At 41.6% G+C, this 26245-nt stretch carries 21 protein-coding genes; 15 read left to right on the top strand and 6 right to left on the bottom strand.

Annotated elements, in window-relative coordinates:
* The 12 genes from FFF34_007640 to FFF34_007585 all read left to right on the top strand — a co-directional run bounded on the left by FFF34_007640 (nt 1) and on the right by FFF34_007585 (nt 18264).
* Nucleotides 1-1356, top strand: a complete 1356-nt coding sequence (locus FFF34_007640) for a carbohydrate kinase (GenBank protein ID TSD67259.1) — start codon at nt 1-3, stop codon at nt 1354-1356.
* Between the two features lie 11 nt (nt 1357-1367).
* A complete protein-coding gene (locus FFF34_007635) occupies nt 1368-2285 on the top strand; it encodes a polysaccharide deacetylase family protein (GenBank protein TSD67258.1) in 918 nt (305 codons plus the stop codon).
* Between the two features lie 252 nt (nt 2286-2537).
* The gene (locus FFF34_007630) at nt 2538-3890 is read left to right on the top strand and encodes a serine/threonine protein kinase (protein ID TSD67257.1); all 1353 of its coding nucleotides are present in this window, start codon (nt 2538-2540) and stop codon (nt 3888-3890) included.
* Nucleotides 3891-3981: 91 nt separating this feature from the next.
* Nucleotides 3982-4935, top strand: coding sequence for a hypothetical protein (locus tag FFF34_007625; GenBank protein ID TSD67256.1), 954 nt, complete (start codon nt 3982-3984; stop codon nt 4933-4935).
* 93 nt (nt 4936-5028) lie between these two features.
* Nucleotides 5029-6486 carry a serine/threonine-protein phosphatase gene (locus tag FFF34_007620; protein ID TSD67255.1) on the top strand — a complete coding sequence of 486 codons (1458 nt, stop codon included), beginning with the start codon at nt 5029-5031 and terminating at the stop codon, nt 6484-6486.
* Nucleotides 6473-10543: a cell cycle protein gene (locus FFF34_007615; protein TSD67254.1), complete on the top strand. Its 4071-nt coding sequence runs from the start codon at nt 6473-6475 to the stop codon at nt 10541-10543. The genes FFF34_007620 and FFF34_007615 overlap by 14 nt, the downstream gene beginning before the upstream one ends.
* 60 nt (nt 10544-10603) lie before the next feature.
* Nucleotides 10604-11392 carry an FHA domain-containing protein gene (locus FFF34_007610; GenBank protein TSD67253.1) on the top strand — a complete coding sequence of 263 codons (789 nt, stop codon included), beginning with the start codon at nt 10604-10606 and terminating at the stop codon, nt 11390-11392.
* A complete protein-coding gene (locus FFF34_007605) occupies nt 11392-12804 on the top strand; it encodes a serine/threonine protein kinase (protein ID TSD67252.1) in 1413 nt (470 codons plus the stop codon). Before FFF34_007610 ends, FFF34_007605 begins: the two co-directional genes overlap by 1 nt.
* Before the next feature lie 100 nt (nt 12805-12904).
* On the top strand, nt 12905-13948 hold the full coding sequence (locus tag FFF34_007600) for an NAD(P)-dependent alcohol dehydrogenase (GenBank protein ID TSD67251.1): 1044 nt from the start codon (nt 12905-12907) through the stop codon (nt 13946-13948).
* A 270-nt stretch (nt 13949-14218) separates the two neighbouring features.
* The gene (locus FFF34_007595) at nt 14219-16609 is read left to right on the top strand and encodes an FtsX-like permease family protein (GenBank protein TSD67250.1); all 2391 of its coding nucleotides are present in this window, start codon (nt 14219-14221) and stop codon (nt 16607-16609) included.
* 57 nt (nt 16610-16666) lie between these two features.
* A complete protein-coding gene (locus tag FFF34_007590; protein ID TSD67249.1) occupies nt 16667-17350 on the top strand; it encodes a winged helix-turn-helix transcriptional regulator in 684 nt (227 codons plus the stop codon).
* Between the two features lie 71 nt (nt 17351-17421).
* Entirely contained in the window at nt 17422-18264 is an 843-nt protein-coding gene (locus FFF34_007585) for a 4-hydroxy-3-methylbut-2-enyl diphosphate reductase (GenBank protein TSD67987.1), read from the top strand.
* A gap of 5 nt (nt 18265-18269) precedes the next feature.
* Here FFF34_007585 and FFF34_007580 read toward each other — a convergent pair whose 3' ends face one another.
* From FFF34_007580 to FFF34_007570, 3 genes are all read right to left on the bottom strand, one after another.
* Nucleotides 18270-18914 carry a lipid-binding protein gene (locus tag FFF34_007580; protein ID TSD67248.1) on the bottom strand — a complete coding sequence of 215 codons (645 nt, stop codon included), beginning with the start codon at nt 18912-18914 and terminating at the stop codon, nt 18270-18272.
* Nucleotides 18915-18977: 63 nt separating this feature from the next.
* Nucleotides 18978-19421, bottom strand: coding sequence for a hypothetical protein (locus FFF34_007575; protein ID TSD67247.1), 444 nt, complete (start codon nt 19419-19421; stop codon nt 18978-18980).
* A gap of 24 nt (nt 19422-19445) precedes the next feature.
* Nucleotides 19446-19892, bottom strand: coding sequence for a KTSC domain-containing protein (locus FFF34_007570; GenBank protein TSD67246.1), 447 nt, complete (start codon nt 19890-19892; stop codon nt 19446-19448).
* A gap of 276 nt (nt 19893-20168) precedes the next feature.
* On the opposite strand from FFF34_007570, the gene FFF34_007565 reads away from it, so the two are divergent.
* The gene (locus FFF34_007565) at nt 20169-21410 is read left to right on the top strand and encodes a GAF domain-containing sensor histidine kinase (GenBank protein ID TSD67245.1); all 1242 of its coding nucleotides are present in this window, start codon (nt 20169-20171) and stop codon (nt 21408-21410) included.
* On the opposite strand, the gene FFF34_007560 is transcribed toward FFF34_007565, so the two are convergent.
* Nucleotides 21396-22289: an alpha/beta hydrolase gene (locus FFF34_007560; GenBank protein TSD67244.1), complete on the bottom strand. Its 894-nt coding sequence runs from the start codon at nt 22287-22289 to the stop codon at nt 21396-21398. The genes FFF34_007565 and FFF34_007560 overlap by 15 nt on opposite strands.
* Before the next feature lie 250 nt (nt 22290-22539).
* Here FFF34_007560 and FFF34_007555 point away from each other — a divergent pair, with 250 nt between their 5' ends.
* The gene (locus tag FFF34_007555) at nt 22540-23664 is read left to right on the top strand and encodes a DUF5009 domain-containing protein (protein ID TSD67986.1); all 1125 of its coding nucleotides are present in this window, start codon (nt 22540-22542) and stop codon (nt 23662-23664) included.
* Between the two features lie 60 nt (nt 23665-23724).
* On the top strand, nt 23725-24333 hold the full coding sequence (locus tag FFF34_007550; protein ID TSD67243.1) for an alpha-ketoglutarate-dependent dioxygenase AlkB: 609 nt from the start codon (nt 23725-23727) through the stop codon (nt 24331-24333).
* On the opposite strand, the gene FFF34_007545 is transcribed toward FFF34_007550, so the two are convergent.
* Both FFF34_007545 and FFF34_007540 read right to left on the bottom strand, forming a co-directional pair.
* Nucleotides 24334-25041 carry a response regulator transcription factor gene (locus FFF34_007545; GenBank protein TSD67242.1) on the bottom strand — a complete coding sequence of 236 codons (708 nt, stop codon included), beginning with the start codon at nt 25039-25041 and terminating at the stop codon, nt 24334-24336.
* Entirely contained in the window at nt 25038-26114 is a 1077-nt protein-coding gene (locus FFF34_007540; protein TSD67241.1) for a hypothetical protein, read from the bottom strand. The genes FFF34_007545 and FFF34_007540 overlap by 4 nt, the downstream gene beginning before the upstream one ends.
* Between the last annotated feature and the right edge of the window lie 131 nt (nt 26115-26245).

Here is a 26245-nt window from a genome sequence, read left to right as displayed (position 1 = left end):
ATGAGCAAAAAACCGGTAGTTGCCATTTTTGATGCAGGTAAAACCAATAAAAAGCTTTTTCTTTTTGATGAGCAGTACCGCATTGTGTTTGAACGCACCGCGCGCTTTGCCGAAATAACGGATGAGGACGGCTTTGCCTGCGAAAATGTTGACGCGCTAAAATTAGCGGTTTTAGATGCCCTGCACGAAGTAGGGGCCTTGGATGAGTTTGAGGTAAAGGCCATCAATTTTTCGGCATACGGGGCCAGCTTTGTTTATGTGGATGAAAAGGGCGAACCTGTAACGCCTTTATATAATTACCTTAAACCTTACCCGCCACAGTTGCAAAAGCAATTTTATGATACCTACGGCGGCGAGTTAGAATTTGCGCACGCTACGGCATCGCCGGTATTGGATAGCCTTAATTCGGGCATGCAATTGTATCGTTTAAAATATGAAAAACCGGATGAATTTAACCGGATTAAATACGCCCTGCATTTGCCGCAATACTTAAGCTACGTTGTAACCGGCAAGGCGGTAACCGATATTACCAGCATTGGCTGCCATACCAACCTTTGGGATTTTACAAAAAACGATTATCACCATTGGGTAAAGGCTGAAGGGGTGCTACCCAAGCTGCCGGTTATTACGCCAGTAAGCCAGGTTTATAAAGCGCAAAAAGGTATTAAGGGCTGTGCCACAGGTATAGGTATGCACGATAGTTCGGCAGCGCTGATGCCTTACCTAGTTAATTTTAACGAACCTTTTATGCTGCTGTCTACCGGTACCTGGTGCATCAGCTTAAATCCATTTAACCAGCAACCGCTTACCACAGCCGATCTGGCTGCCGATTGTTTAAATTATATACAATACAACGGCAAGTCGGTAAAGGCATCGAGGCTGTTTACCGGTTACGAGCACGAGCAGCAGGCCAAAAGAATTGCAGTTCAGTTTGGCCAGTCGCCGGCTACCTACCGCAATATGGCATACAATGCCTCGTTGATGAAGAACTTGCCCAAGATAGACAAGGATAAGGAGTTTGAGTCTATCGATCTGGCTATATATAAAAGCGGCGAACAGGCGTATCACGGTTTGATACAACACCTGGTAAAAAAGCAATACCAGTCTTCAATGCTGGTGATAGCCGATACGGGTATAAAAAGGATATTTGTTGATGGGGGCTTTAGCAAAAATAAAGTATTTATGAATCTTCTGGCAGCGGCATTCCCGGGTATTGAGGTTTATGCGGCGTCTATGGCGCAGGCATCGGCACTTGGCGCGGCCTTGGTTATACACGATACCTGGAACAAACAATCCCTGCCTAACGATCTCATCAAGTTAAAATATTACTCCTCAAAACGCCTGGTTAAATTATAATTTAAAGCACCATGAAAACCCTTGCCTGCTGCATATTATCCTGTATCATCACTATAAGCTGTTTTGCCCAAAAGCTTGATTATACGATAGCGCCCTGGTTAAATAATAAAAAGGCGGCCGTATCATTAACTTTTGATGATGGCATAAAGGGGCAGTACCTGGTAGCATTACCCTTGCTAAACCAATATGGCTATAAAGGCACTTTTTTTATGACCGTAAAGATCATCAACGACCAGCACATCAGTTGGGGTCTGGTACGCAAAGCAGCTTTAGATGGGCACGAAATAGCTAACCATGCACTAACACATCCGCATTTTACAGGCTTGCCTTTAGATTCTATCGCTTACGAATGTGCGCAATCAAATCAATTGTTTAACCAGTATATCCCATCACAAAAGGTAATTACGCACGCTTACCCCTTTGGCGACGGCGGAGGGAATACGGCAGGCGACCGTGCTATACGTAGGGCAGTCAGTCCGTATTTTATAGCTGCCAGGGTCACACGCAACAAACCTTACGCGTATAACCCCTACGATTTTGCTAAAACCAACGACGACTATTACAATATTAACAGCCTGATGATAACCGATTCGGCCAGTTTTGTTGATTTTGGTAAAAATACCGATGAGACCATTGCCGCAGGCGGTTATTTGTGCGTTACCTACCATGGCGTAGCCGATGGATGGATAATTACACCGGCCGATGTATTTAAAAAGCACCTGGATGAGCTAAAGAAGAGGGAAGCCGACCTATGGATAGCGCCGTTTAAAAATGTAATGCAGTACCATAAAGAACGCAACAGCGCGCGCCTCACGGCAGTAATAACAACTAAAAAAAGCTGGAAATTATCGCTTACCGATACACTCGGTAACCAGCAAAATTGGGATCAGCCTTTACCATTAACCTTAATACAGGTGCCCGAAGGGTAAAAAACATCATACAAAAAGGTAAGCCGGTTGCTTTTATAATGGAGAACCATTTGGCTGTGTTTAACGTGTTGCCGGGCCGCGATAAGATCACCCTAAACTTCTATTAAGCGGCATTTATGCGGCAAGTATTAATTATTTTTAATAAAGTGTAAAATAATATATAACAAAACTGTGGTTTTGATGTAATTTAACACTGTACAATATTGTCGGGCTTACAACGTATTGTTTTGGCAATTTGACCTTTTAAAATTAATGAGCAAAGTATTTACAATTACCGAAGGCCTTGAAAACCTGGGGGCATTAAAAACCGGCGGACAAGGATCAGTTTATAAAGGCAGGCGCATGGGGCCTATATACAGCGCCATAAAATTGATACCTACCCCGGTACAAAGCGAAAGCGACGAAGATAAAAATTACCGCAGTTTTAAAAACGAGGTAACCAAATTGCAAAAGGTAAACGAAGACCCAAGCCCCAACGTAGTTAAAATATTTAGCTGGGGTGTTACCGAAAGCGGATCGTTCCCATTTATTGAGATGGAGTATATTGAAGGCCCCGACCTTTGCGACCTGCTGCACCCGCCGCATGTAAAAATATTCGAAATTAAGGAGGTGATACGCCTGGCCGAGCAATTGGCCAACGCGCTTGCCCATTGCCATAAGGTAGGGGTAAAGCATGGCGATGTTAAAAGCAACAACGTAAAATACAACCAATATACAGGCAACTATGTATTGCTTGATTTTGGCCTGGCTATAATGACCGAAGAGCAGCGCCGCACAAGCATACGCCATGCCGGCGCTATAGAGTTTATGGCGCCCGAGCAGCACGAAGGCAAAATGCTGCTGCAAACAGATGTGTATAGCTATGGCGTTATATTATATGAATTATTAACCGGCGAGGTGCCTTTCCCATTACAGGGTAAAGGCGATGCAGGGCGCAACGCCGTAATGGTAGCGCATATGGAAACCGAGGTGCCCGATGTACTGCCCGCCCGTAAAGCCATGTTGCCCGATAGCTGGTCTGATGATAAGAAAGCGATGGAAATGCAGGTGCCTGCCTGGTTGCTGCAAATTATAGCCAAATGTTTAGAAAAAAAACCCGAGCATAGGTTTGACAGCGGTATTGAGCTTTATGATGCCGTATTAAACGGCAGTTTACGGTCCGAAACGTTAGATCAAAAAGGAGGGCTAAGCAAAGCCGCCCTGCGTAACGAGAACGAACGCCTTCATGCCGAATTATTAAAATATCAGCAAGCCGAGATAGCCACACCGGAGCAGGTAAATGATGAAGGCCGGGTGAGCCTGTCTAAGCCTTATTATTACACGCTTATAGTGATGATATTGCTGTTTATGGGTTTTTCGGTATATGCTACCTTTTTTAAAAACCAGGGTAAAGGCGCGCCGGCTATAACCGACTCGTTGGCAAACAAAAAAGATACGACGGTGGCCGATACCCCTACAAGGTATGATGCAGGCTTGCAGAATGAAAAGCCGGCGGTAGACTCGGCTAAGATAAAAAGGGATAGTATAGCCGCGGCTAAAAAACTGATACCCGAGCCATTACCGGATAGCGCCGACACGCAAGCAGATACAACAAAGGCTAATTAACGGCGTAAGCTTAGGACAAAATAAACAGATAAAAACATCTGTATAAGTTATGTGTTCACATCACATACCTTACGCAGTTTAATACAAATAAATGGCATCAACACCTAACTTTTGGCAACGTATAGGCATACAAGATTGGTTTTTAACTAACGAGAGTAGTGAAAAGGCCAAAGCTATGGCGCTAACACCCGATACAGTTTATAGCTACATCGTCGAAAAGTTTCGCGAATCTATAAAGGAGCTTTCGTTTGCCGATAGGGTAGTGTTCTATCACGAATTCATCATCAGCTTCAACGCCGAAGATTACAAAGAATTTATTGCTAACAAGCAGGGCATATTCGGCCTTATTGTTCACGAAACGGTAGAAAAGTTTTATGAGATATTAAAAGAATACAGGGCTACAGGTAAAACGGTAAAACCATCAGGATCTAAATGGGTGTTTAGGCTGGTATCGCACCCCGACTATGCCCGTGGCGATAAGGGTTTTATTGGCAAATTACTGCCCGACAATACCGATCAGAAGAAGCAGGAAAATCTGCGCGTAACCTTTATACCGCGCCAAACAGGTATTGCCCAAACCTTTGATGTTGACCAGGATATACTGAAAGGCTTTTCGTACTACAGCGAAGGCTATTTTGAAATACCTTACGAAGAAACGCTGGAGAGTATACCTGAGCAGGAAGCTAAAGGAGGCAACGGTAACATTGCACGACTGGAAACCATAGTGCCCGAAAAGCAGTATGCCGGTAAAAAGATAGAATACCTGATGAAGGACGAGCAGATCGTTATATCGGGCAGTGACGAAACGAGAGAAGACTCGAACATATTTACTATCCCTACCGAGTGGGTGAACTCGCCGCATTTGCAAATAAAGTACAACAGTGCCGATGGCAAGTTTTACCTGGCATCGTTTGGCGAGCTAACTACCCTAAACGAAATGCCTGTTGAACAAAGCGATATACATTCGCCTAAATGGGTAGAACTGCCGGTAAACTCGCGCATGTTGTTAAATGGTATTGTTGGTTTAAACCTGTTTAAATCATAGGTATGTCGCAAATATTATCTATAGGCTTGTTAGTAGTTGGGTTTTGCCTGCTGGTAACCCATTTTATTGATATTAAAAGATCGGGTAAACGCAATGGCTGAAAACTTTTACGGAGTAACCGACCCCGGTAAAGTGCGGGATAATAACGAGGATACCTTTTTGGCAAAAAAGGTAAGTAACGGCCTTGTGCTTGCCGCCGTTATTGATGGGGTAGGCGGCTACAATGGCGGCGAAGTGGCTGCTGCCATAGCCCGCGATGTAGTGGCCGCCCAGCTAGCAAACATCAACGGCGACATTATACAAGCGATGATAGACACGTTTAAGCTCGCCAATAAAAATATAGTCGACAAAAAAGCGGAAGACCGCGAACTGGAAAGCATGGCCTGCGTAGCCACCATGGCTATGGTTGATGTACCCAACAACCAGTTTTACTATGCCCATGTGGGCGATACCCGCCTGTACCTGCTGCGCGATGGTTCGCTGGTAAAAATATCCAAAGATCACTCGTTTGTAGGTTTTTTAGAAGATAGCGGCCGCATTACCGAAACCGCAGCCATGAACCACCCCAAGCGTAACGAGATAAACAAGGCGCTTGGCTTTACCACCCAGATTGATACCGACGAAAGTTTTATAGAAACCGGACAGTCGCCGTTTTTACCCGGCGATATGCTGCTGCTATGCAGCGATGGTTTAACGGATATGGTTGATAAGAACCAGATATTATCTATCATCACAGGCGAGGGTACCCTAAAAGATAAGGCAACCACGCTGATAGATGCTGCAAACGCCAACGGCGGCAGGGACAATGTTACCGCTGTATTGGTGAAAAACGATAAGGACCCCGCCAAGCCAATAGCAGCAGTACCCGCTACTGCCGAAACAAGGAAAAAGCCGCAGGAAGATAACGTTATGGCTACGGCCCCCCGGGAAAGCAAATCACAATCGAAAGAAGAAGAAACTACGCCTATGGCACAAAATAAAACTAATGGCCTTACCATTATACTGGGTATACTATGCCTGGTGTTTTTGGCTACCTCGGTTTGGCTGTATATGAGCAGCCACAAAGGCACGGCAACCCCTCAAACGGCCGATACTACCGCCCAAAAGCTGCGCAACCAGCAGGAAGTAAAACTGCAGGATGCCATAGACGAGATGAAGGGCGATACGTTGGTACTAAGTGACACGGTATTTAAACAACCCATTCTGCTAACCGATACCCTGCACATCGATCAGGATAGTTTGTATGTAAAGGTGAAAGGCAATATCACCTTAAAAAGAGATACCACATACCATGGCCCGGCGCTGGCCATTGGCAGCGCCAGCAAACACATCGTTTTAGACAATTTGAAGTTTGAAGATTTTGACGTGGCGATACATGTAACCAACTCGGCACTGGGTTTAGTGAACACCCAATTTGAAAATTGTAAGATATCGATACAAAAAAATGTTTCTTTTTATCAAAAAAAATCAGTAAATTACTATTTTGAGGAGACGAATATTTTAAAAGATTCCATAGCTAAACCAACAAAAAAAGCAAATGGAACCCGCTAAGATGACGAATACAAGCCGCGTAAAAGAACGGTTGTTCATATTGGCCATAGCAATCCTTTTCGGCTTCCTTTTTTTTAGATTATTTACAGTTTTACAAAGCCGCTTTGCCGATGTAGACAAGCGCTTGCAAGACGGTACAATAGTAAATTTAAACGATAAAGACCCCGCTGCAAAGATAAAAGCACTGCTAACTAAAGGCTATTATTTTGAAGATAAGCGCGATATTGAATTGATTACCAGTACTGTACGCAACAATATCAATAACGGGCAAAAGATTGACAACGTTGGTGAACTAAATAAGCGCAAGTACTTCATCACCGCCGACGATGCCTTTGAACAAGGCGGCGAAAGTTTTAAGGCCAGGGTAGCCGCATCACGCTCATTATTAGGCTACACCGGCGATGATTCGGTAAGGTTTGTACAGGAAAAGAACAGCCCGCCCGGCCTGCCAACCGTAACCAACCTGGCAATGGGCGAATACAGCATAAGCGGTAGCATTCTCGATAAAAAGGAGCCGGTACCTGGTGTGCTTATACGGCTGGAAATGATTCTGCCTCAGGACAGTATATTTAATGATGAAGAGCTACAGGACGTTAAAACCCTTACTCAAAAAGGTAACGGCTTTACCAAGGTTTACCTGCCCGATAGCGCCGGAAAGAAGCGCCTGCAGGAACTAACCGCCTATGCCCGTACGGATGCACAGGGTAACTATGAGTTTAAGAACCTGCCCGGGGGCAAAGCTTTTAAAGTACTGCCATTACAACCTGGTTATCAGTTTGGTGCATCGCAGGGTGTACAGGATTTAGACGATGACGTAAGCTTATCATTTACCCGGTCGCCGCATACGGTTAGGCTATTTTCAACGCGGGATTTCAATATTTTAAAGAAAGAAAAGTCGCTTATTATACGGACGCCTGCGGAGTTTAATCGTTCTTTTTGGATCATAGCTGTCAGCTTTATAGGGGCTTTCTTGCTGGTACACTTGCTGTTATCATGGAAATTCAGCGAAGCTGATCAACTGATACTACCTGTAATAATGATGCTTACAGGGTTATCTTTTTTAACCCTATTAAGCTTACAGGACCCATTGCGCGATAGGTTTTTAGCTAAAGATATGCTGTTTTACCTGGGTATTGGCTTGGCGGCCATGTTCACTATGCTGATAGTAAAACTACGCCGCTTTACCCCCGACCATTGGTTTTACAGGATGGTGGTATTTAAAAATGCCCGTACAGCAGCTAATGGCTGGCCTTGGGTGGTGCTGGCTGCCAGCCTGTTAGCAATGACCATTAAGTTTGGTACCGGCCCTGAAGGTAGCGGTGTAAAGGTTAACCTGTTCGGCTTTCAGCCTAGCGAAATTGTAAAATATTTGATCATTCTGTTCCTTGCAGGCTTTTTCGCAGCGAACGAGAAACTGATAAGCGAATATACCAGTTGGACAAAGCGCTGGTCGTTCTTCTCTACCGCTTTGATAGCCATTTTGGTAACTTTAATGCTGTTTTTACTGCTCGGCGACTTAGGCCCTGCAATGGTGGTATGTTTCACGTTTATAGCGTTATTCTCCTTCTCGCGGGGCGATTTTATGTTTATGGCGGGTGCTGTGGTGCTATATGTATTGGTATCCTGTATAATAAAGAACGTTTGGTTATCAGCAGTAATAACAGCCAGTATAGTAGCGCTTGTAATGTTATTTAAGCGCCGCCAGCTAAGCGAATCGGCTATGATGGTATTGGTTATCATGGCCGCTTTTTTAACTATCGATCAAATACCTTATTTGGGCAAGGTGTTCCCTGGTCCTGTTCAACGTTTGGTAGACCGTAAGGCTATTTGGCAAGATGCCTGGAATAATGAGGTTTATGGCGGCGACCAGGTGGCCAACGGCCTTTGGGCTATGAGTAGTGGCGGTGTATCCGGCCAGGGTGTTGGCGAGGGCTTTGCTAAAACTATTCCCGAAGCCCATACAGATATGATACTACCATCAATGGGCGAAGAATTTGGCTGGACAGGTATCGTTTGTATCTTCCTATTGTTCTTACTGTACCTGCATAGGTCCATTATTATTGGCCGCCGAACGGGAACACCGTTCTTGTTTTACTTATGCGCAGGTATAGGTATATCCACCTTTGTGCAGTTTTTACTAATAGCAGGCGGCTCTACAGGGGCATTGCCTTTGTCGGGTGTTTCGCTGCCTTTTCAAAGTTATGGTGGCTCGTCATTAGTGGCTAATTTACTGGCGTCGGGCTTTTTATTGTCGGCATCAATGGTAAGGGGCACAACTGTTCAAATGAATTACATATCGCGCCAGCAAGATAAAAACCTGGTACCGGCTTTAATAGCTGCTTGTATAGGTATAGTGTTACTTAGCGTAAACGTATCCCGCTATTTATTCAACAATAAAAAATGGGTGGTACAACCCGCTTTAGTTGCCGATAGGAGCGGCGCGCGCATGTTTAGTTATAACCCGCGCATAGCCATATTAATGAACAGGCTTGAAGCCGGTAACCTGTATGACCGTAACGGCGTTGTACTGGCTACCAGTAAGCCTGATGTGGTTAAAAAGCAACACCGGCAATTAGTAATAGCAGGCGCCGGAGATTATAATATCGATTCGGCTATGCACAAGCGGCTCGACAGGTATTATCCTTTTGATCAGCAAATGTTTTTTTGGACAGGGGATGCCAATACTGGTGTGTTTAACGGTAGTAGCAATGGCTATTTTGCCGAATATGAACATGCAGCTGAATTGCGCGGTTTTAAATTACCCACTACCAACTTTAATGTTACAGCTAACCGTTACCAGGAAGACAGGTTTTTGGCGCGAGGTGTAAAAGAAATGAATGTAGTTAAAAAGGACTACAGCGCCTTATCTCCGTTACTTTTAGCAGGCATAAACAGCGTTGAGGTAGAAGCCTTTAAAAAGCGCAACCGCGATGTTAGGCTTACAATAGATGCAAGCCTGCAAACAAGCATACAAAACTCCATAGCTACCGATACATCATTGTTGGACAACCGGGTGTCGGTAGTAGTAATGGAATCTAATACCGGGGATGTGTTAACCTCTGCTGTTTACCCGTTGCCGCCTGTACACGACTGGGATAAGTTAACCATGAGCAATGCTGAACAAAATCAGCTGGCCAACTGGATGACCACAACCGACCTTGGTTTTACTTATGCATCTCAACCAGGCTCAACGGCGAAATTGGCCACCTCACTGGCATCATTCAACAAATTAGGATTAGCAGCAGCCGATAAGAAATTTAATGTAGCATCATGGGAGCGTATACGTACAAAGGGTGTTGAGCCAGATGAAACCGGGCTGATAACATTGGAACGGGCCGTTGCAAAATCAAACAACGTCTACTTTATAAAACTGGCTAACCAGGAACACCTGGAAGAAGATATGGCAACCATTTACCTTAAAACAGGTATGTTTTTACATGGTGTAGGCGGGTACTATTTCGATCGGGATAACCTTAATACGGCCCAGGAAGAAAAATGGCGTAAGCTGTGGCGTAAAACCGAGTTTAACACCAAACCCAAATATGATCCTAATAATATTAGGCGTACGCGTGCTAAAGGTATTTCGGGAATGTCATGGGGGCAGGGAGAGTTAATAGCGACACCAGCAGCAGTGGCCAGGCTGGCTTCGGGCATTGCAAATGGCGGTACTATGATGAATAATCGGTTTGTATTAAAGGTGAGCGATTCTGCAACTACCATTAAACCTGGTATTAAATTAGCTAACGACCCTAAATATGCCCAGCTGATGCGTGGCTATATGATAGAGCAGAGTGCCCCTAAGGAGTGGATATTAGGCATTGCAGTGGCCGGTAAAACAGGCACCCCCGAGCGTATATGGAAAAAACAGCAGATAAATGATGGCTGGTACGTTTTTTTTGCACCCAAAGCTAACGGCCCGGGCAATATGGTGGTTTGTGTGCGGATAGAATCTACAAAGGGTTCGTCGGATGCGGTACACCTTGCAGGGAAGCACGTTATACCATTTTTATTAGAAAAGGGTTATATTAAAAGTATAACTCAGCAAACAACTGAATAAAGCTTTGGTTTAATATATTATATCATCACAATTAACCTGAAAAAGTAGAAATTACACGGCATGGTATTTAATTTGTTTAAAAGCGATAAAGAGGATCGTCCCGTCGATGTAAAAGGCATCAGGTACGAGGTTTTACAATTTGTTAAGCAAGAGCTGCAAAAAGCAGAAGGTGGAGAGGGTGGCAATATAAAGGGCCTATGCTTGTATTTAGCACCTACACCGGCAGAAAAGCACGTTTACGAAGCTGCAGTTTATGAAGACCAGCCCGAAATATTTAAAGACGAAATTCAAAGAATTGCCGACGATTACGCAGTGAATTTGCCCGAAAGCTGGACTTTGGACGTAACCTTTGAAGAGAGATTCCCGGAAGAGGCTGTCGTATCTAAAAAATTAAATGCCGCCTTCTTCATTAAAACCACTAAAAACTTCATTAAACAATCGGCTACTGCATATTTAAGGGCGTTAAGCGGCGAGACTGCGGAAAAGGAATATGCAATTACATCAGATATAGAAAAAGTAAATATCGGCAGGGATATAAAGGCGCAGGCTGATGATGGTTTTTTTCGCACCAATCAAATCGCATTCCCATCAGATAGCACTGTTGATGCTAACAGATACGTGAGCCGCCAGCATGCGCACATCGAGTGGAATAACGATGCTGGCAGGTTTATGCTATATGCTGATGAAGGGGGTGTGCCGCCACGCAATAAAATAAAGATACGGACGGAAAAAAGCGAAGATATTATCAAACTACACTCTACCCAAATCGGGCACCAGTTACAGGAGGGTGATCAGATCATTTTGGGTGAATCGGCCGTTTTAGAGTTTAGTTACCAACCAGCTAAATAATGAGTAAAGTATTTACCATAACAGAAGGATTAGAGAATTTGGGTGCCCTGCGCACCGGCGGTCAGGGCAGTGTTTATAAAGGAAGGCGCATGGGCGCCATACTTACAGCTGTAAAGCTGCTTCCCACACCGATCCATTCTGAAAGTTTGGAAGACAAGAACTACCGTAACTTTAGTAATGAAGTAGCTAAGTTGCAAAAAGTTAACGAAGAGCCTAATCCAAACGTTGTAAAAATTTTAAGCTCGGGCATAACCGAAAGCGGGTCGCTTCCTTACATCGAGATGGAGTACATAGAAGGCCCCGACCTTTGTGAATTGCTGCAACCACCTCACGAAAAAATATTTATGCTGCAGGAGGTTATTCGTGTGGCCTACCAGTTGGCGAGCGCTTTGGCGCATTGCCATAAATTTGGCATAAAACATGGCGATGTTAAAAGCAATAATGTAAAATACAACGTTAATACCGGCAATTATGTGCTGATAGATTTTGGCCTGGCAATTATGTCTGAAGAGGAACGCCGTAGCAGTATGCGGCATGCCGGTGCTATTGAATTTATGGCACCCGAACAGCATGACGGACAAATGCTTTTGCAAACAGATGTTTACAGCTATGGCGTTATCTTATATGAATTATTAACAGGGCAGGTGCCATTTTTATTGTCGGGAAATGGCGATACAGGCCGTAACAGCGTTATGCTGGCACACATGGAAGCGCCGGTTCCGGATTTGGTGGCTGCACGCAAAGCTGCCATACCACACAGTTGGACGGTAACAAAACAAAGTATTGAAGCACAAGTGCCGCAATGGCTGTTACAAATAGTTACCACTTGTTTGCAAAAAAATCCTGAAGACCGTTATAAGAGTGGGATAGAGCTGCATGAAGCAATAATAAGCGGTAGCTTGTCTGGTGATAAGCAAGGCCAGCAAGGCATATTATTAAGCGAAAACGAACGCTTACAAAACGAGCTTACCTTACAAAAGCAAATTGATGATGAAAAGGACAGGCAGCTGGCTACACTGCGTTTGTTTGCAAAAGAAAACGGTGGTAAATACAACGAGGCTAAAGGTTTGTACGAACGCAATACATCGTTAATGCTGCTATCAAAAAGGGCATTTGTTTTGGTGGTAATGTTTGCAATTATATTTATGGGGCTATTTTGCTATTCGTTTTTCAGTAAGAAGGATACCGACACAGCACCTAACCCAGGGGCTATTTACCCCGCTTCGGCAGTATTCTTAAAACCACCGTTCATATTTAAACCTTACACTTACGATAGCCAGGCAGATATTGTAGCCGCCGCGGAAGCTAAAAAGCTGTTGGCTTTTAAAAAGAAAAGATCTACAACTGTAAAAGACACCACCACTACCAAACCTGTTAAAAAGAAGCGAAAGAAGTTTTTAGGCATATTTTAATAATATTAACCGTCATAACCATATCACTTTTTTGCCTTAGGTTGTATCAAGCCGGTATGGCTGTATATTTGCTTCACACTAACTAAAAAACAAAGAATTTATGATACCAGTTAAAGGATATGCGGCGCAAGACCCGCAAACAGACCTTGCACCTTGGGATTTTCAACGCCGTGAAGTTGGCCCGCATGATGTGCAGTTTGATATTTTATATTGTGGTGTTTGCCACTCAGATCTTCATCAAATAAAAAATGATTGGTTCCCGGGTATATTCCCTATGGTGCCGGGCCACGAAATTGTAGGCCGTGTAGTAAAAGTAGGTGACCACGTTACCAAGTTTAAGGTAGGCGATTTGGCCGGTACCGGTTGTATGGTAGACTCGTGCCAGGTTTGCGAAAATTGCAAGCAGGACCTTGAGCAATATTGTTTGGAAGGTAATACCCAAACCTACAATAGCATGGAGCGCGATGGATCGTCGCCTACTTACGGAGGTTACTCTAACAGTATTGTTGTGAGGGAAGAATTTGTACTGCACATATCAGATAAATTAGACCTTGCAGCTACCGCGCCGTTGCTTTGCGCAGGTATTACCACTTACTCGCCATTACGCCACTGGAAAGTGGGTAAAGGCCATAAACTGGCTGTTTTAGGCTTGGGTGGCTTGGGCCATATGGCGGTTAAGTTCGGCGTAGCTTTTGGAGCAGATGTAACTGTTTTAAGTACTTCGCCTAATAAGGAAGAAGATGCTAAAAAGTTAGGCGCGCACCACTTTGTGGTAACATCCGACCCTGAACAAATTAAAGCAGCGACGGGTACTTTTGATTTTATATTAGATACTGTATCTGCCGAGCATGATTTTAATATGTACCTGAGTTTATTGAGAACCAATGGTGTACATATTTGTGTAGGTGTACCACCGAAGCCGGCAGAAATTGCTGCGTTTAGCTTATTAGGAGGACGTAAGAGCCTGGCGGGTTCGGGTATAGGTGGCATAGCCGAAACTCAGGAAATGCTTGATTTTTGTGCAGAAAATAATATAGTATCGGATATTGAAGTCATCGACATAAAAAATATTACCGCAGCTTATGAGCGTATGGTTAAAGGTGATGTACGTTACCGTTTTGTAATAGACATGGCTACCTTGTAAATACATAACTTTATAAACTAAGAAGCGGGTAACTGATGATGTTGCCCGCTTTTTGTTTATGGCTTTTTTTGATATTGTACATTAATGCTTTTATAATAAGGTAATTATAATAGACTATACAACTTTTAGGATGTATCGTCTGCGCACATCAACTGTAACATAACCGAACGCTTTAAATTTATTATTTTTTTAAATGGTTGATAATCATGTTATTATAAAGTGGCATGCCGTTAGCATTAAAGTTGTAGCGCTATAATTAACTGTAAACAGATGATCACCAATCACTTAAAATTTGCGTTCCGCAATCTCACACGCACCAAAACATTTTCGGCAATAAATATAGGAGGCCTGATAGTAAGCTTAACTGCTTTTATACTGATGTCGTTATATATCGAAAATGAGTTAAGTTATGACAAGTTTAACACCAAGGCTGACAACATTTACCGCGTGGTTGACGATAAGCAAACCAACGCTTTAATGCAGCATGGAGCCGGTTCGGCAGGTCCAATGGCACCGGCTTTGTTAAACGATTTTCCGCAAGTAAAGCAGGCAGTGCGTTTTATAGGTGCCGAATCGCTGGTTAAATTTGATAATAAATTATTTGAAGAGCGCAAGATATACTTTGCAGATGCAGGTGTTTTTAAGGTGTTTAATATGCCAATGCTTAAAGGCGACGCCGCAACAGCACTTACTACGCCAATGAGTGTTGTAGTTACCCAAACCTTAGCCACCAAGTATTTTGGTAATAGTGACCCCATAGGTAAAACACTGATGTTTGATGGTAAAGGCATGAAAGTGACTGGTGTAATAAAAGACGTGCCTGCAAACTCTCACCTATCGTTCGATATTTTAATATCAATGACAACCGCCGAACAAAAAGATTCGGGTTACGACTGGTTGTTTAGCAACTGGTATTCTAATAATTTCTGGACCTATATTTTACTACCTGATGGTTACGATGCAAATAAGTTGGTAAGTCAGTTTGGTGCTTTTGCCGACAGGCATAAGGCCAATACACCTGATACCAAACATCACTATAACTTAGAAAAATTAAGCGATATATACCTACACAGTGACCGTGAAAATCAAATAGGCAAAACGGGTAATATTAACAGCCTATATGTATTTAGTGCCGTCGCTATTTTCATATTACTTATTGCTTGCATCAATTTTATCAACTTATCTACCGCACGTGCTGCCGAAAGGGCTAAAGAGGTAGCCATTAAAAAAGTTAATGGGGTAAGGCGGGGACAGTTGATTACCCAATTCTTTATCGAATCGTTTTTAATGGGTGGTATTGCATTAGCCATTGCCATAGGCACGGCTTATATGTTATTACCAGCGTTTAACAATTTTGCAGGTACAAGCATCATATTTAACTTGTTTACCAGCCTGCATATTATATCGTTATGCAGCATCTTATTAGTAGTTGGTTTGTTATCCGGTAGTTACCCGGCATTTATCCTTTCGGGCTTTAATCCGGTTACAGCCCTAAAAGGTAATTTAAGGTCATCTATATGGAGTGTGGCTATACGCAAGGGCTTGGTTGTATTCCAATTTGCAGTGTCAATTATATTGATCATTAGTAGCATTGTAGTGTATAACCAATTGCAATTTATGCAAAAGCACGATCTTGGATTTAATCCCTCGCAGACCATGGTGATTAATTTTGAAGGGGATGATGCAGTAAAAAAGCAGTATCAACTTATTAAAAATGAATTAATGCGTGTAAATGGTGTTAAAAGTGTAACAGCTTCGTCAAATGTACCCGGTACGGCATCATCTGGCGGGTGGTCAATGAATTTTGTTAAAAGAACCGGCGACACCGTGCATGCTGAACTCCCCATATTTTTAACGGATTTTAACTTTATGAAGCAGTACAACATCCCGATGGTAGCCGGTAGGGGCTTATCGGAGGGCTTTGCTGCAGATACTGTTGAATCTATGATAATTAATGAAACAGCACTACGTAAACTCGGCTTTAATAATGCCGAAGAAGCTATGGGCGTGAAGGTTGGCATGTACCCTAACGACGCTAAAATAGTAGGGGTGTACAAAGACTTTCATTTCGAATCTTTACAAAAACCAATTCAACCACTTGCTATACGAATTATGCCCAATAAATTCAGGCTGTTTTCAATAGAAATGAATACTGCAAATGTGCAGCAAACAGTAAGCGATATACAAAATATCTGGAAAAATATGGTGCCCCAACGCCCAATAGAATATAGCTTTTTAAACGAAAGCTTTAACAGGCAATACCAGGCCGAGATCAAGTTCGGACAAATTTTTGGTGTGTTTACAACACTGGCCATAAGTATTGCTTGTTTCGGTTTGTTTGGCTTAGCATTATTTAGCGTTAAGCAGCGTACCAAAGAAATTGGAATACGTAAGGTAGTAGGGGCATCGGTTAGTCAAATTGCTTTTTTACTATCTAAAGATTTTGTGAACCTGGTTATTATAGCAACAATCATAGCTTCGCCTATAGCACTTTATGCCATGCATAAATGGATACAAGCTTTTGCATACCGTATTGAAATAAGCTGGTGGATGTTTATAATCAGCGGGTTAATTGCCGTTATAATTGCGCTGAGTACCATTAGTTACCAGGCAATAAAAGCGGCGATAGCTAACCCTGTAAAAAGTTTAAAAAACGAATAAGTAGTACCAATAGCCGTAAATGTTGATAGGATAACTATATTTGATTTTGATCAATTAATGAAATCCTACAGGCTAATACACGAATTAATAGACCTCGTTGAAAAATTTGAAGAGGAGAGCGGTAACGAGGAATTATCGATACAGGATTTTGCCGGATTTTTAGTAAGTCGTGTTGCCGAGCCTGCTGATACACAGGTAAGCACAGATGTACGTTTTGGCGATAAAGAAAACGAATCGCAACAGTTAGCTTATCAATTGGATAACAGTATAGGCCGGTTGGTTGTGTATATGAGCCGTTACGCAAAATCGTATATTAAAAAGGCCCTGGATGGTACACCTTTACAAACAGCAGAGGATTTTACCTGCCTGGCTATTTTACTCACTCATACCGATTTAGCCAAAAAAGACCTGATTAGCCACAATTTACAAGAAAAAACGTCGGGTACAGAAGTTATACGCCGATTAATTAGCGCCGGGCTTGCCAAACAGATAAATGACGAAAAAGACAAGCGCAGCAAGCGTATATCTATCACCAATGAGGGGAAGGAGCTTCTGTATAAAGTTTTTGAAGATATGAACTATGTTGGCCAAATAGTAACCGGTGACCTTACTACTACGGAAAAATTTACATTGAATTACCTGCTGCAAAAGTTGGAGAATTTTCATTACCGTATTCATCAGGATAAACTGGTAGTTACCAAAGAAGATATGAAGAGTATCGAAAAGTTTACATTAAAATAATAGTTCAATAATATTTTACTTAAACAAATTTAGAACAATATTGTACCTTTATAAAAAGGTATTATTGAATGTTGGATCTAAAAAGTTTTATTGATACAAATTCAGGGTTTTGTTTTGGGGTGATATATGCTATTGATATGGCCGAAGACTTGCTGGCCGAACAAGGGTACCTGTATTGCTTAGGCGATATTGTACATAACGACGAAGAAGTTACCCGCCTCCAAGCCAAAGGACTTAGAATTATAGATTACACTGAGCTTGGCAACTTATGGAACGAAACTGTTTTGATACGTGCCCACGGCGAACCCCCATCTACCTATCAAATTGCGCTACAGCAAAATATTCGTTTAATTGATGCCTCTTGCCCCGTTGTTTTGAAATTGCAGAACCGTATTAAACGATCATACGATAACGGAGAGCTTATTTACCTGTTTGGTAAGGAGGGGCATGCAGAAGTAGAGGGCCTTAAAGGGCAAACCAATAACCAGGCTGTAGTATTTGCAGGTTATGACGAGTTGGATAAAGCGTCTATACCGAATGCAATAACACTTTACAGCCAAACCACAAAAAGCACTACCGAATTATATAGTATAAGAGAAAAGCTGGAGAGGGATGGCGTAAAAGTGAGTCTTAAAGATACCATATGTCGACAGGTATCTAACCGCGATATTGAATTGCGAGACTTTGCAGCTAAGCATGATGTGGTGTTATTTGTATCCGGTTCTAAATCTTCAAACGGGAAAATGTTATACAAGGCTTGTAAAGAAGCAAATCCGCAAACATTTTTTGTGTCGGGCACGGATGAGATAAGCGCCGAATGGTTTAAACCGAACCAAACTGTAGGGATTTGTGGCGCAACATCAACCCCTATGTGGCTAATGGAAAAGGTGAGAGCACATATTGCCCAATATTAAGCTGATTACTCTTTTATAAAATGTAGCGTAGCGTTTTTTAAGGCAGGCTTTTTTAATTGTTCTTTAAGGCTTTTAAAACTCTGTACAGGCCCTTCAGACGAAAATATATTTACCAGCCAGGCCGGGATATTGCCACCCGGATCTACCTGCAAAGTATATTCTACATGTATCTCGTCTTTTTTTATTGGTGTTATTGTCCACTTTCCTATTGAGTTGCTAATGCGTACCAAGCCATCTTTAGCAGGGATTAATCCTGCGACTGCTGGGCCATCCATTGTTACCACTTTAGTTTCAGGATCTTGTGTCACGGTTAAATGAGCTACAAAATCGCGGTTTTGAACCGGCCAGGGCAAGCTTATTTCTGAATAGTAATATAGTTCTGAGGGCGATACCTGTTTAATTAATGTACAGCTTTTGGTGTGGTAAACCCATTCGGTACAAGCTTTAACATCAAGTAATACGGTAACTATTTGTGCTAAATTAGCCTCGTAACTACATTCTACCCTTAAGGCTTTTACACGCGAATTATGAACGGGGCTGCTATAAACCTTAATTCCATCATTATCACTTTTTAGCGTCCATTGGTACTGGGCGTAAGCAATAGCGTTTACAAATAACAGGGATATAAAAAACAGTATCTTCTTAAACATGAATGATTATTATATAGCAAAAATAATTGTTCAGTTGTATTAAGCTGTCATAGCTAAAACATCTTAAAGCCAAGTAACAGGTAGATTCTTGCGTTTAGCGGCATAATTAGCTATAATAACCATTACAATTATATAAATCATGTTAAATGCAGCATAACCCCAGGTTGGGTATTTATAATGTTTTAAATAAACTTCACGTGGAAAGTAATTTCTGTAGTAGATAGGCAGGCGATTATGCACTTCAAGATATCGTTTTCCGTACACATCGCCAATATTGTCAATGTAGGTAACTACATTATCGTTTACATAACGGTTTAAATATACGAGCGAAACCTTATAAGGCTTTGGTGCGTGGGTAAGCTCAACTTTAACTACGGTTGCAATGGCCCCCCTTTTTGTGGTAATAAACACCACATAGTCAATAAGCTTTAAAACACCTATACAGGTTAGCACTATAGCTACGATAAACAATAACAAGTTGCCCCGCTTTTTTAAAATATCTACCATAACAATTAAGTACTAATATAGGAATTATGCAGTGGCTACCAGCTTACTCATGCTGCGGTATACATAATTATTAAAAATATGCCTGCGTGCAAACCTGCTCGGCGAATCAGCATTTATTAATTTTATATACACAGCTTTTGGCACATCAAAATATTCGTATGCGCTGCCATCTGTAAAGTTAACCTGTAAAACCTGTTGCTTATATTCAAAATCGGCTATGGCTGCAGTGGTTGTGGTAAGGGTGTATTCGGCAAAAGACTGGCTGCGAGTTTCGGGCGCTATGCTTACCAAAAAATGGTAAGCTTCTATTATGGTTTTACTTTTTTCTTCAGCATCTGTACGGCTTTCAACATCCTGAAACTTATCAGGGTGCCATGTTTTCATCAGGCTGCGGTAAGTAGTTTTTAGTTCCTGTAGTTCTGTAGCTTCCTGTACTCCTAAAAGCTTCCTATAGTCGACAATTTTTTTCATGTGTTTTATTTTTTCTATCATCGTTGAGTATGAGGCTATTAATAAAAACACATGCTCAGGAAAATAATTCTGCAAAGGTACGATTTTTAAACCATTTAGGCCAGTATGGTCGGAAAATAGCCTTAACATGCTCACCATCGCTAATAATGCATAGACAGGTTTTACTTAATATTTCAAATTAAACATTAACTATAGTATTATATATTTTAGGTTACTGTTAAAAAATGTGGTTTCCGTATTACAATCTAAAGCACTATATTTATAGTCTAATTACTATTGGTGAATCTTTCTTATCCGATACCCGAGAACGAAAGTGAACGTTTAGAAGCGCTTTCGTCTTATAATATTCTTGATACTGAGCCCGAAGAAGACTTTGAGGAGCTAGCACTACTTGCATCCGAAATTTGCCATACACCCATTGCTCTTATTACACTTGTAGACGAAACGCGCCAGTGGTTTAAAGCTAAAATTGGCGATAAAGTGAAAGTGACAGAAACCCCGAGGGAGCATGCTTTTTGTTCGCATACCATTATTAATGCTGATGATGTAATGGTGGTGAATGACGCCCGTAAAGATGAGCGTTTTGTTAATAATCCATTAGTTACCAATGACCCGAGCGTTATATTTTATGCCGGAGTACCGCTGGTTACTGCCGATGGTTACCCGCTGGGGTCATTATGTGTAATTGACCATGAGCCAAAAGAATTAACAGATAGCCAGTTGCAATCCCTGCGTATTTTAGCTAAGCAAGTGTTAACACAAATGGAGCTCCGTAAAAAGCTTACTGCATTGCAGCTAACCAATGAAGTGCTGCTGGAAGCCAATACTTTTATTCAAAAATTTGCGACTACCGCCGCACACGATATTAAAAATCCACTATCAAGTATATTGCTTACGCAACAGGCTTTGCAATTGCGTTTAAACGAAGTAAAAGATATTAAAAGCCTGCGTTTAGTAGAGTTAAGCATAAACTCCTCAAAAAAACTATTGAATTTGGTGGATGAAATGCTTGACTATTCAACCAAGCCGGCTTTACTGCTTACCAACCAGGAGTGCCTACAGCTTAATCAGGTGCTTAAAAATGTACTGGGCTTATTAGAAATACCATATACTATTAAAGTTAACTTACCGGTACAGGACAATACAATTATCTGCTCATCTGTAGCTATTGAGCAAATATTTATGAATTTATTGACAAATGCAGTAAGATACAATGATAAAGAAAGCGGTGAAATTGATATTGCATTTAAAGAAAATGATACTCACTACATTTTTACCATTGCTGATAATGGCATGGGCATAGCTGAGAAAAACCTTGAGAAGATATTTTATAAAGAAGTAACCCTTAATGTAATTGATAGGTTTAATAAAAAGGGGACGGGTATTGGCCTTTATACCGTTAAGGCGCTTATCGAAAAATTAGGCGGTACCATTAAGGTAGAATCAGTTATAGGAACCGGGACCTCGTTTATTTTCACTGTCCAAAAAAATCTGCGTACCACATCAACGCTGGCGTAAATCGGCAATTACATTTTCAAGAGCGGTGTTAAATTCATTTGGCTTTTCAATCATGGGGAAATGCCCAGTAGCATGTATTGTTAATAGCTTGTAAGGGATTTTCTTCCTCACTAATCCACTGGTATCTGTAGGTTGGTAGTCGCTGTTAATCATATACAGTTTCTTGTTTGCTTCAATCAGCTTAGCTGCTTCGTCAAAGTTATCCTGGGTAATAGTTGCTATAGCAATAGCTGGGTCTGCACGTTTAACATCGGCTAAAATACGTTTGCGAATGCTGTCGGCGGTCGTTTTGTAAAACAGGTCCTGGTTAAAGTAGCTTGTAGCAAACGCGACAAAATCCTTTTTCATAGCTGTAACAGCTTCATCGTACTCTTTTTTAGCTTTTACCGTATCGCCTGTTTGTGGTACACCGGGCCCTTTAAAGTTGTCAACCCCTACAAGCCCTATCACATTATTACCTGCATCAATTGCTCCCTGTAGCACAATATCACCAGACATTGAATGCCCTATCAATATTACATTCTTTAGATGCAGCTGGTCAATTACTGCCTTTATATCTTCCCCATACGCCTTTGTAGTCCAAACCTTTCTGTTTTTACCTGATTGCCCAAAGCCGGGCAGATCTATGGCAACAACCCTGTACTTTTTATTGAAATGATCTATCTGATTGCTCCAGTAACCTTTGTTAATTATCCATCCATGCACAAATAGTAACGTGGTGTCACCTGTTCCACTATCCGTATAAGCTATGTGCACGTTGTTACTTACAATATCGACCTTAGTTTTTGAAGAAGATGCATTGTTACCTGCCGGATGATTGGTACAGGCAAACAGTATACAACAGAGTGCAATAGAATATACTTTTTGTAATGACTTCATGGCTGTATTTTAATTTTACAACATTAAAAAAAAAAGGTTTTACAATCAGCGCTTTAACTTAATTTAACAGATGATAAATCATTGAAAAGCCATTATAAAAAACGCAATAGCAACAATAATTACGATATTGCTAAACCTTACCAAATTAAACCATATGAGCACTACACCCAACCTAAACGATGTGCCTATTATTGAGCCTGTGACTAAAACAGGCCGTTTAACGTCTGTTGATGCTTACCGTGGCTTTGTTATGCTGCTTATGATGGGCGAAGTGTTATCCTTTCAGCATGTGTCGGAGTCTTTACCCAATAGTTCCTTCTGGAAGTTTCTTTACTTTAATCAGGATCATGTGCAATGGGCGGGGTGTTCTTTACATGATATGATACAGCCTTCCTTCTCTTTTTTGGTAGGGTTGGCGTTGCCGTTTTCTATAGCAGGCAGATTAGCTAAGGGAGGGAAATTTAGCGAGTTACTTAAGCATGCGCTGATACGGTCAGTTATCCTTATCGCATTGGGTATTTTTCTGCGGTCGATGTGGAGTAAGCAAACCTATTTTACATTTGAAGATACCCTGAGCCAAATTGGTTTAGGGTATACCTTTTTGTTTTTACTGGGCTTTTGCAAACAGCGTACGCAGCTTGTTGCCTTAATTTTAATATTAGTTGGTTATTGGGCTGCATTTGCTTTTTATCCCTTACCCGGCGCACAGTTTGATTATGCAGCTGCGGGAGTGCCCTCAAACTGGGAACACAATTTCACTGGTTTTGCAGCGCACTGGAACAAGAACACCAACTTTGCATGGGCTTTTGACAAATGGTTCCTAAATCTTTTTCCCCGCGAATATTACTTTACCAATAACGGCGGGGGGTATTCAACCTTAAGCTTTATCCCTACACTTGGTACCATGATCATCGGTTTATTGGCCGGTAATATGCTACGGTCGGGTAAGGCGCCGTATACTTTAGTTAAGCAATTTATAGTGATAGGCATTGGCTTATTAGTTTTAAGTGGCATTCTGCACTTCACAGGTGTTGCACCTGTTGTGAAAAGGATATGGACACCCGGTTGGGTATTATTTAGCGGTGGTATATGCTTTTTGTTTCTGTCGTTATTTTATGGCGTTATTGATGCCGGCAAACATCAAAAATGGGCCTCGTTTTTGATTGTTATAGGTACCAACTCAATTGCCGCATATGTACTGGCAGATGGTTTTGGTTCGTTTATTCGGCAAACGCTTTATATCCACCTTGGTCAAAATTACGATCAGATATTCGGCATTGCTTACAGCACACTTATAAAAGGCGCCTTGGTGTTAATAATACAGTGGTTAATATTGTATTGGATGTACCGTAAAAAGATATTTATTAAGATATAATGTATCAAATTATGCCGTTGTAGGATGCAACAATGTTAATTGCCGCTATGTTAAACACTAATGGAACAGCTAAGTTTTTTTGATGGGGGTGGGCAAAGTTTAAACCTGCCTGCAAACTTAATGGACTATCGGCCCGGCTTTTTTACATCCGTTGAAAGCGCGGGTTTAATGCAAGAATTAAAAAATACCATAGCATGGAAACAGGAGAGTATTCAGATGTATGGCAAATTGCTAAATACGCCACGCTTAACCGCCTGGTACGGCGACAACAGTAAAACTTACGCTTTTAGTGGGAAAAAATACGATCCTTTACCCTGGACACCTGCACTGCTATTTGTGAAAGAGCGAATAGAGCAGGCCGCCGGAATATCATTTAACAGTGTATTATTAAATGATTACCGAAATGGTAACGATTCTGTAGCCTGGCATGCCGATGATGAGCCGGAGTTAGGTGTTAATCCTATAATTGCTTCGGTAAGTTTCGGGCAGATACGCCGGTTTGAAGTAAGGCATAAACACAACCATAAACTTAAATATGCGGTAGAATTAGAGAACGGATCGTTGCTGATAATGAAAGGCGATCTGCAGCACAATTGGGAGCACCAGGTGCCAAAATCAAAAAAGCCAATGAGCGAAAGAATAAATTTAACATTCAGGGTAATTGGCTAATTATCCATCGTGGTTTAGCTTATTAAATAATTTATCCCTGTATGATTGCCCGATTGCCAGATCCTGATCCTTTACCCTTAAAAAGTTCCCTTCAGCAAAGCGGATATGATCGGCATTAACCACGGTAGACCTATGGATACGCAGGAATTTTGATGGTGGCAACAATTGCTCCAGCTTAGCAAAGGTCATGTAGGTAACGTAGGTTTGGTCGGTTGTGTGTACTTTCAGGTAATCGCCATAACCCTCAATGTAAATAATATCGGTATGGTTTATCTTTACCAACCGCCGGTCAACCTTTAAAAAGATGTAGCCATTGTTATCGTCCGCAATGCTTGGTACGCTTTCAGCGATATCTTCTTTCCTTGGGTTTACCTTTTGTATAGCTTTAATAAAGCGCTCAAATGTGATGGGTTTAAGCAGATAATCCAGGGCTTCCAGTTCAAATGCATCAACTGCATAATCGGCATATGCCGTGGTGAAAATTACTTTTGGGGCGTTTTTTAATGATCGTAAAAAACTAATACCGGTAATGCCCGGCATTTGTATATCTAAAAACATTAGCTCAATTGTATGCTCATGTAGTATGCTAAAGGCCTCTACAGCGCTTTGGCATACTGCAATGCATTTAAGCCCCGGTGTTTGGCTAATGTAACCTTCTAATAATTGCCTTGCCAGCGGTTCGTCGTCAACAACAATACAATTTATCATCGTTTGTTTAATTCTAAAGTTAAAGTTACGGTAAATACGTCATTAGCCTCGTGCACAATCAACTGGTGGCTGTTGGGGTAAAGCAATTGTAACCGCTTTTGTACATTTTTAAGCCCTATGCCGCCTTCATGTTCTTGCGTAGTTTTGCTGTCGGCAATCGGGTTGGTCGTTTGAAATATCAACTCATCTTCATCAACAACCAGCACTAGTTTTACCCATTTATTTACCAGGTTTTTTTGAAGTGAGTGTTTAAAGGCATTCTCAATTAAAGGTAAAAACAACAAAGGTTCGATGTTTATATTGCTTACATTGCCTTGTACAGAAAATTCAATAGCCTCAGCATTATCATGGCGTACATTCTCCAAATGAATATAATTTTTTATAAAGTTAACTTCCTTTTCTAATGGTACTTTGTCTTGCTGTGTATTGTATAAAACATAGCGCATAATGCCGCTTAGGTCGGCTATCATCTCGGATGTTTTGGGCGATTTTTGTACGCTAAGCGAATACATATTGTTTAGTGTGTTAAAAAAGAAATGCGGCTGCACCTGCGATTTAAGGTGATCCAGTTCCAATCGTAACTTCTCGGTCTCTACAGTACTCAGGTTATGCTGATTTTTAAACAGCAGCTTTATCACATAAATGGATGTGGCTGTTGATAGGACTAAGCAGGTATAACCTATTGATTGATTAAAGTAATTAGAGGTAAAATCGGCAGGGTGGGCAGATGCGAGGTTATCGCGATAGCCCTGCGTAATAAAAGGCATGGCCATTTCTGTAAGGCTTGCCAACCGGCCCATTATCTCGTATATAAGGAGATATACCGGCAATAGTAGTACAAACAGCCAGTAACGGCCTTTGCCTACTGTATAGGGCAGGAAAACGCGGTAAAAAAGGATGATTACGGGTAGGTCGAGTATGTTGTGCACAACCAGGCCAATGGTATAAGAGAAGTAACTGAATATTTGCAAACCCACAGCCAACGGACTAAGGATACTCATAAAGACCAAATAGGCTATTTCTGCAACCAGGCTTTTTTGTTTATAGCTGAGCGATGAGAACGAAAAATTCATATCCAAAATTAGGGTTGCTGCTTTGAAGGTATGTGTTTTTTCGATGAACGGGTGTTTTTGCACGTTGAATTTTTATCACCCGCATTTATCGAGAGGATAGGAGGGTTCATCTAAAAGTTTATAACCTACTG

This window comes from Inquilinus sp. KBS0705 (assembly GCA_005938025.2).
GTDB lineage: Bacteria > Bacteroidota > Bacteroidia > Sphingobacteriales > Sphingobacteriaceae > Mucilaginibacter.
This window is presented reverse-complemented; position numbering and strand designations above follow the sequence as displayed.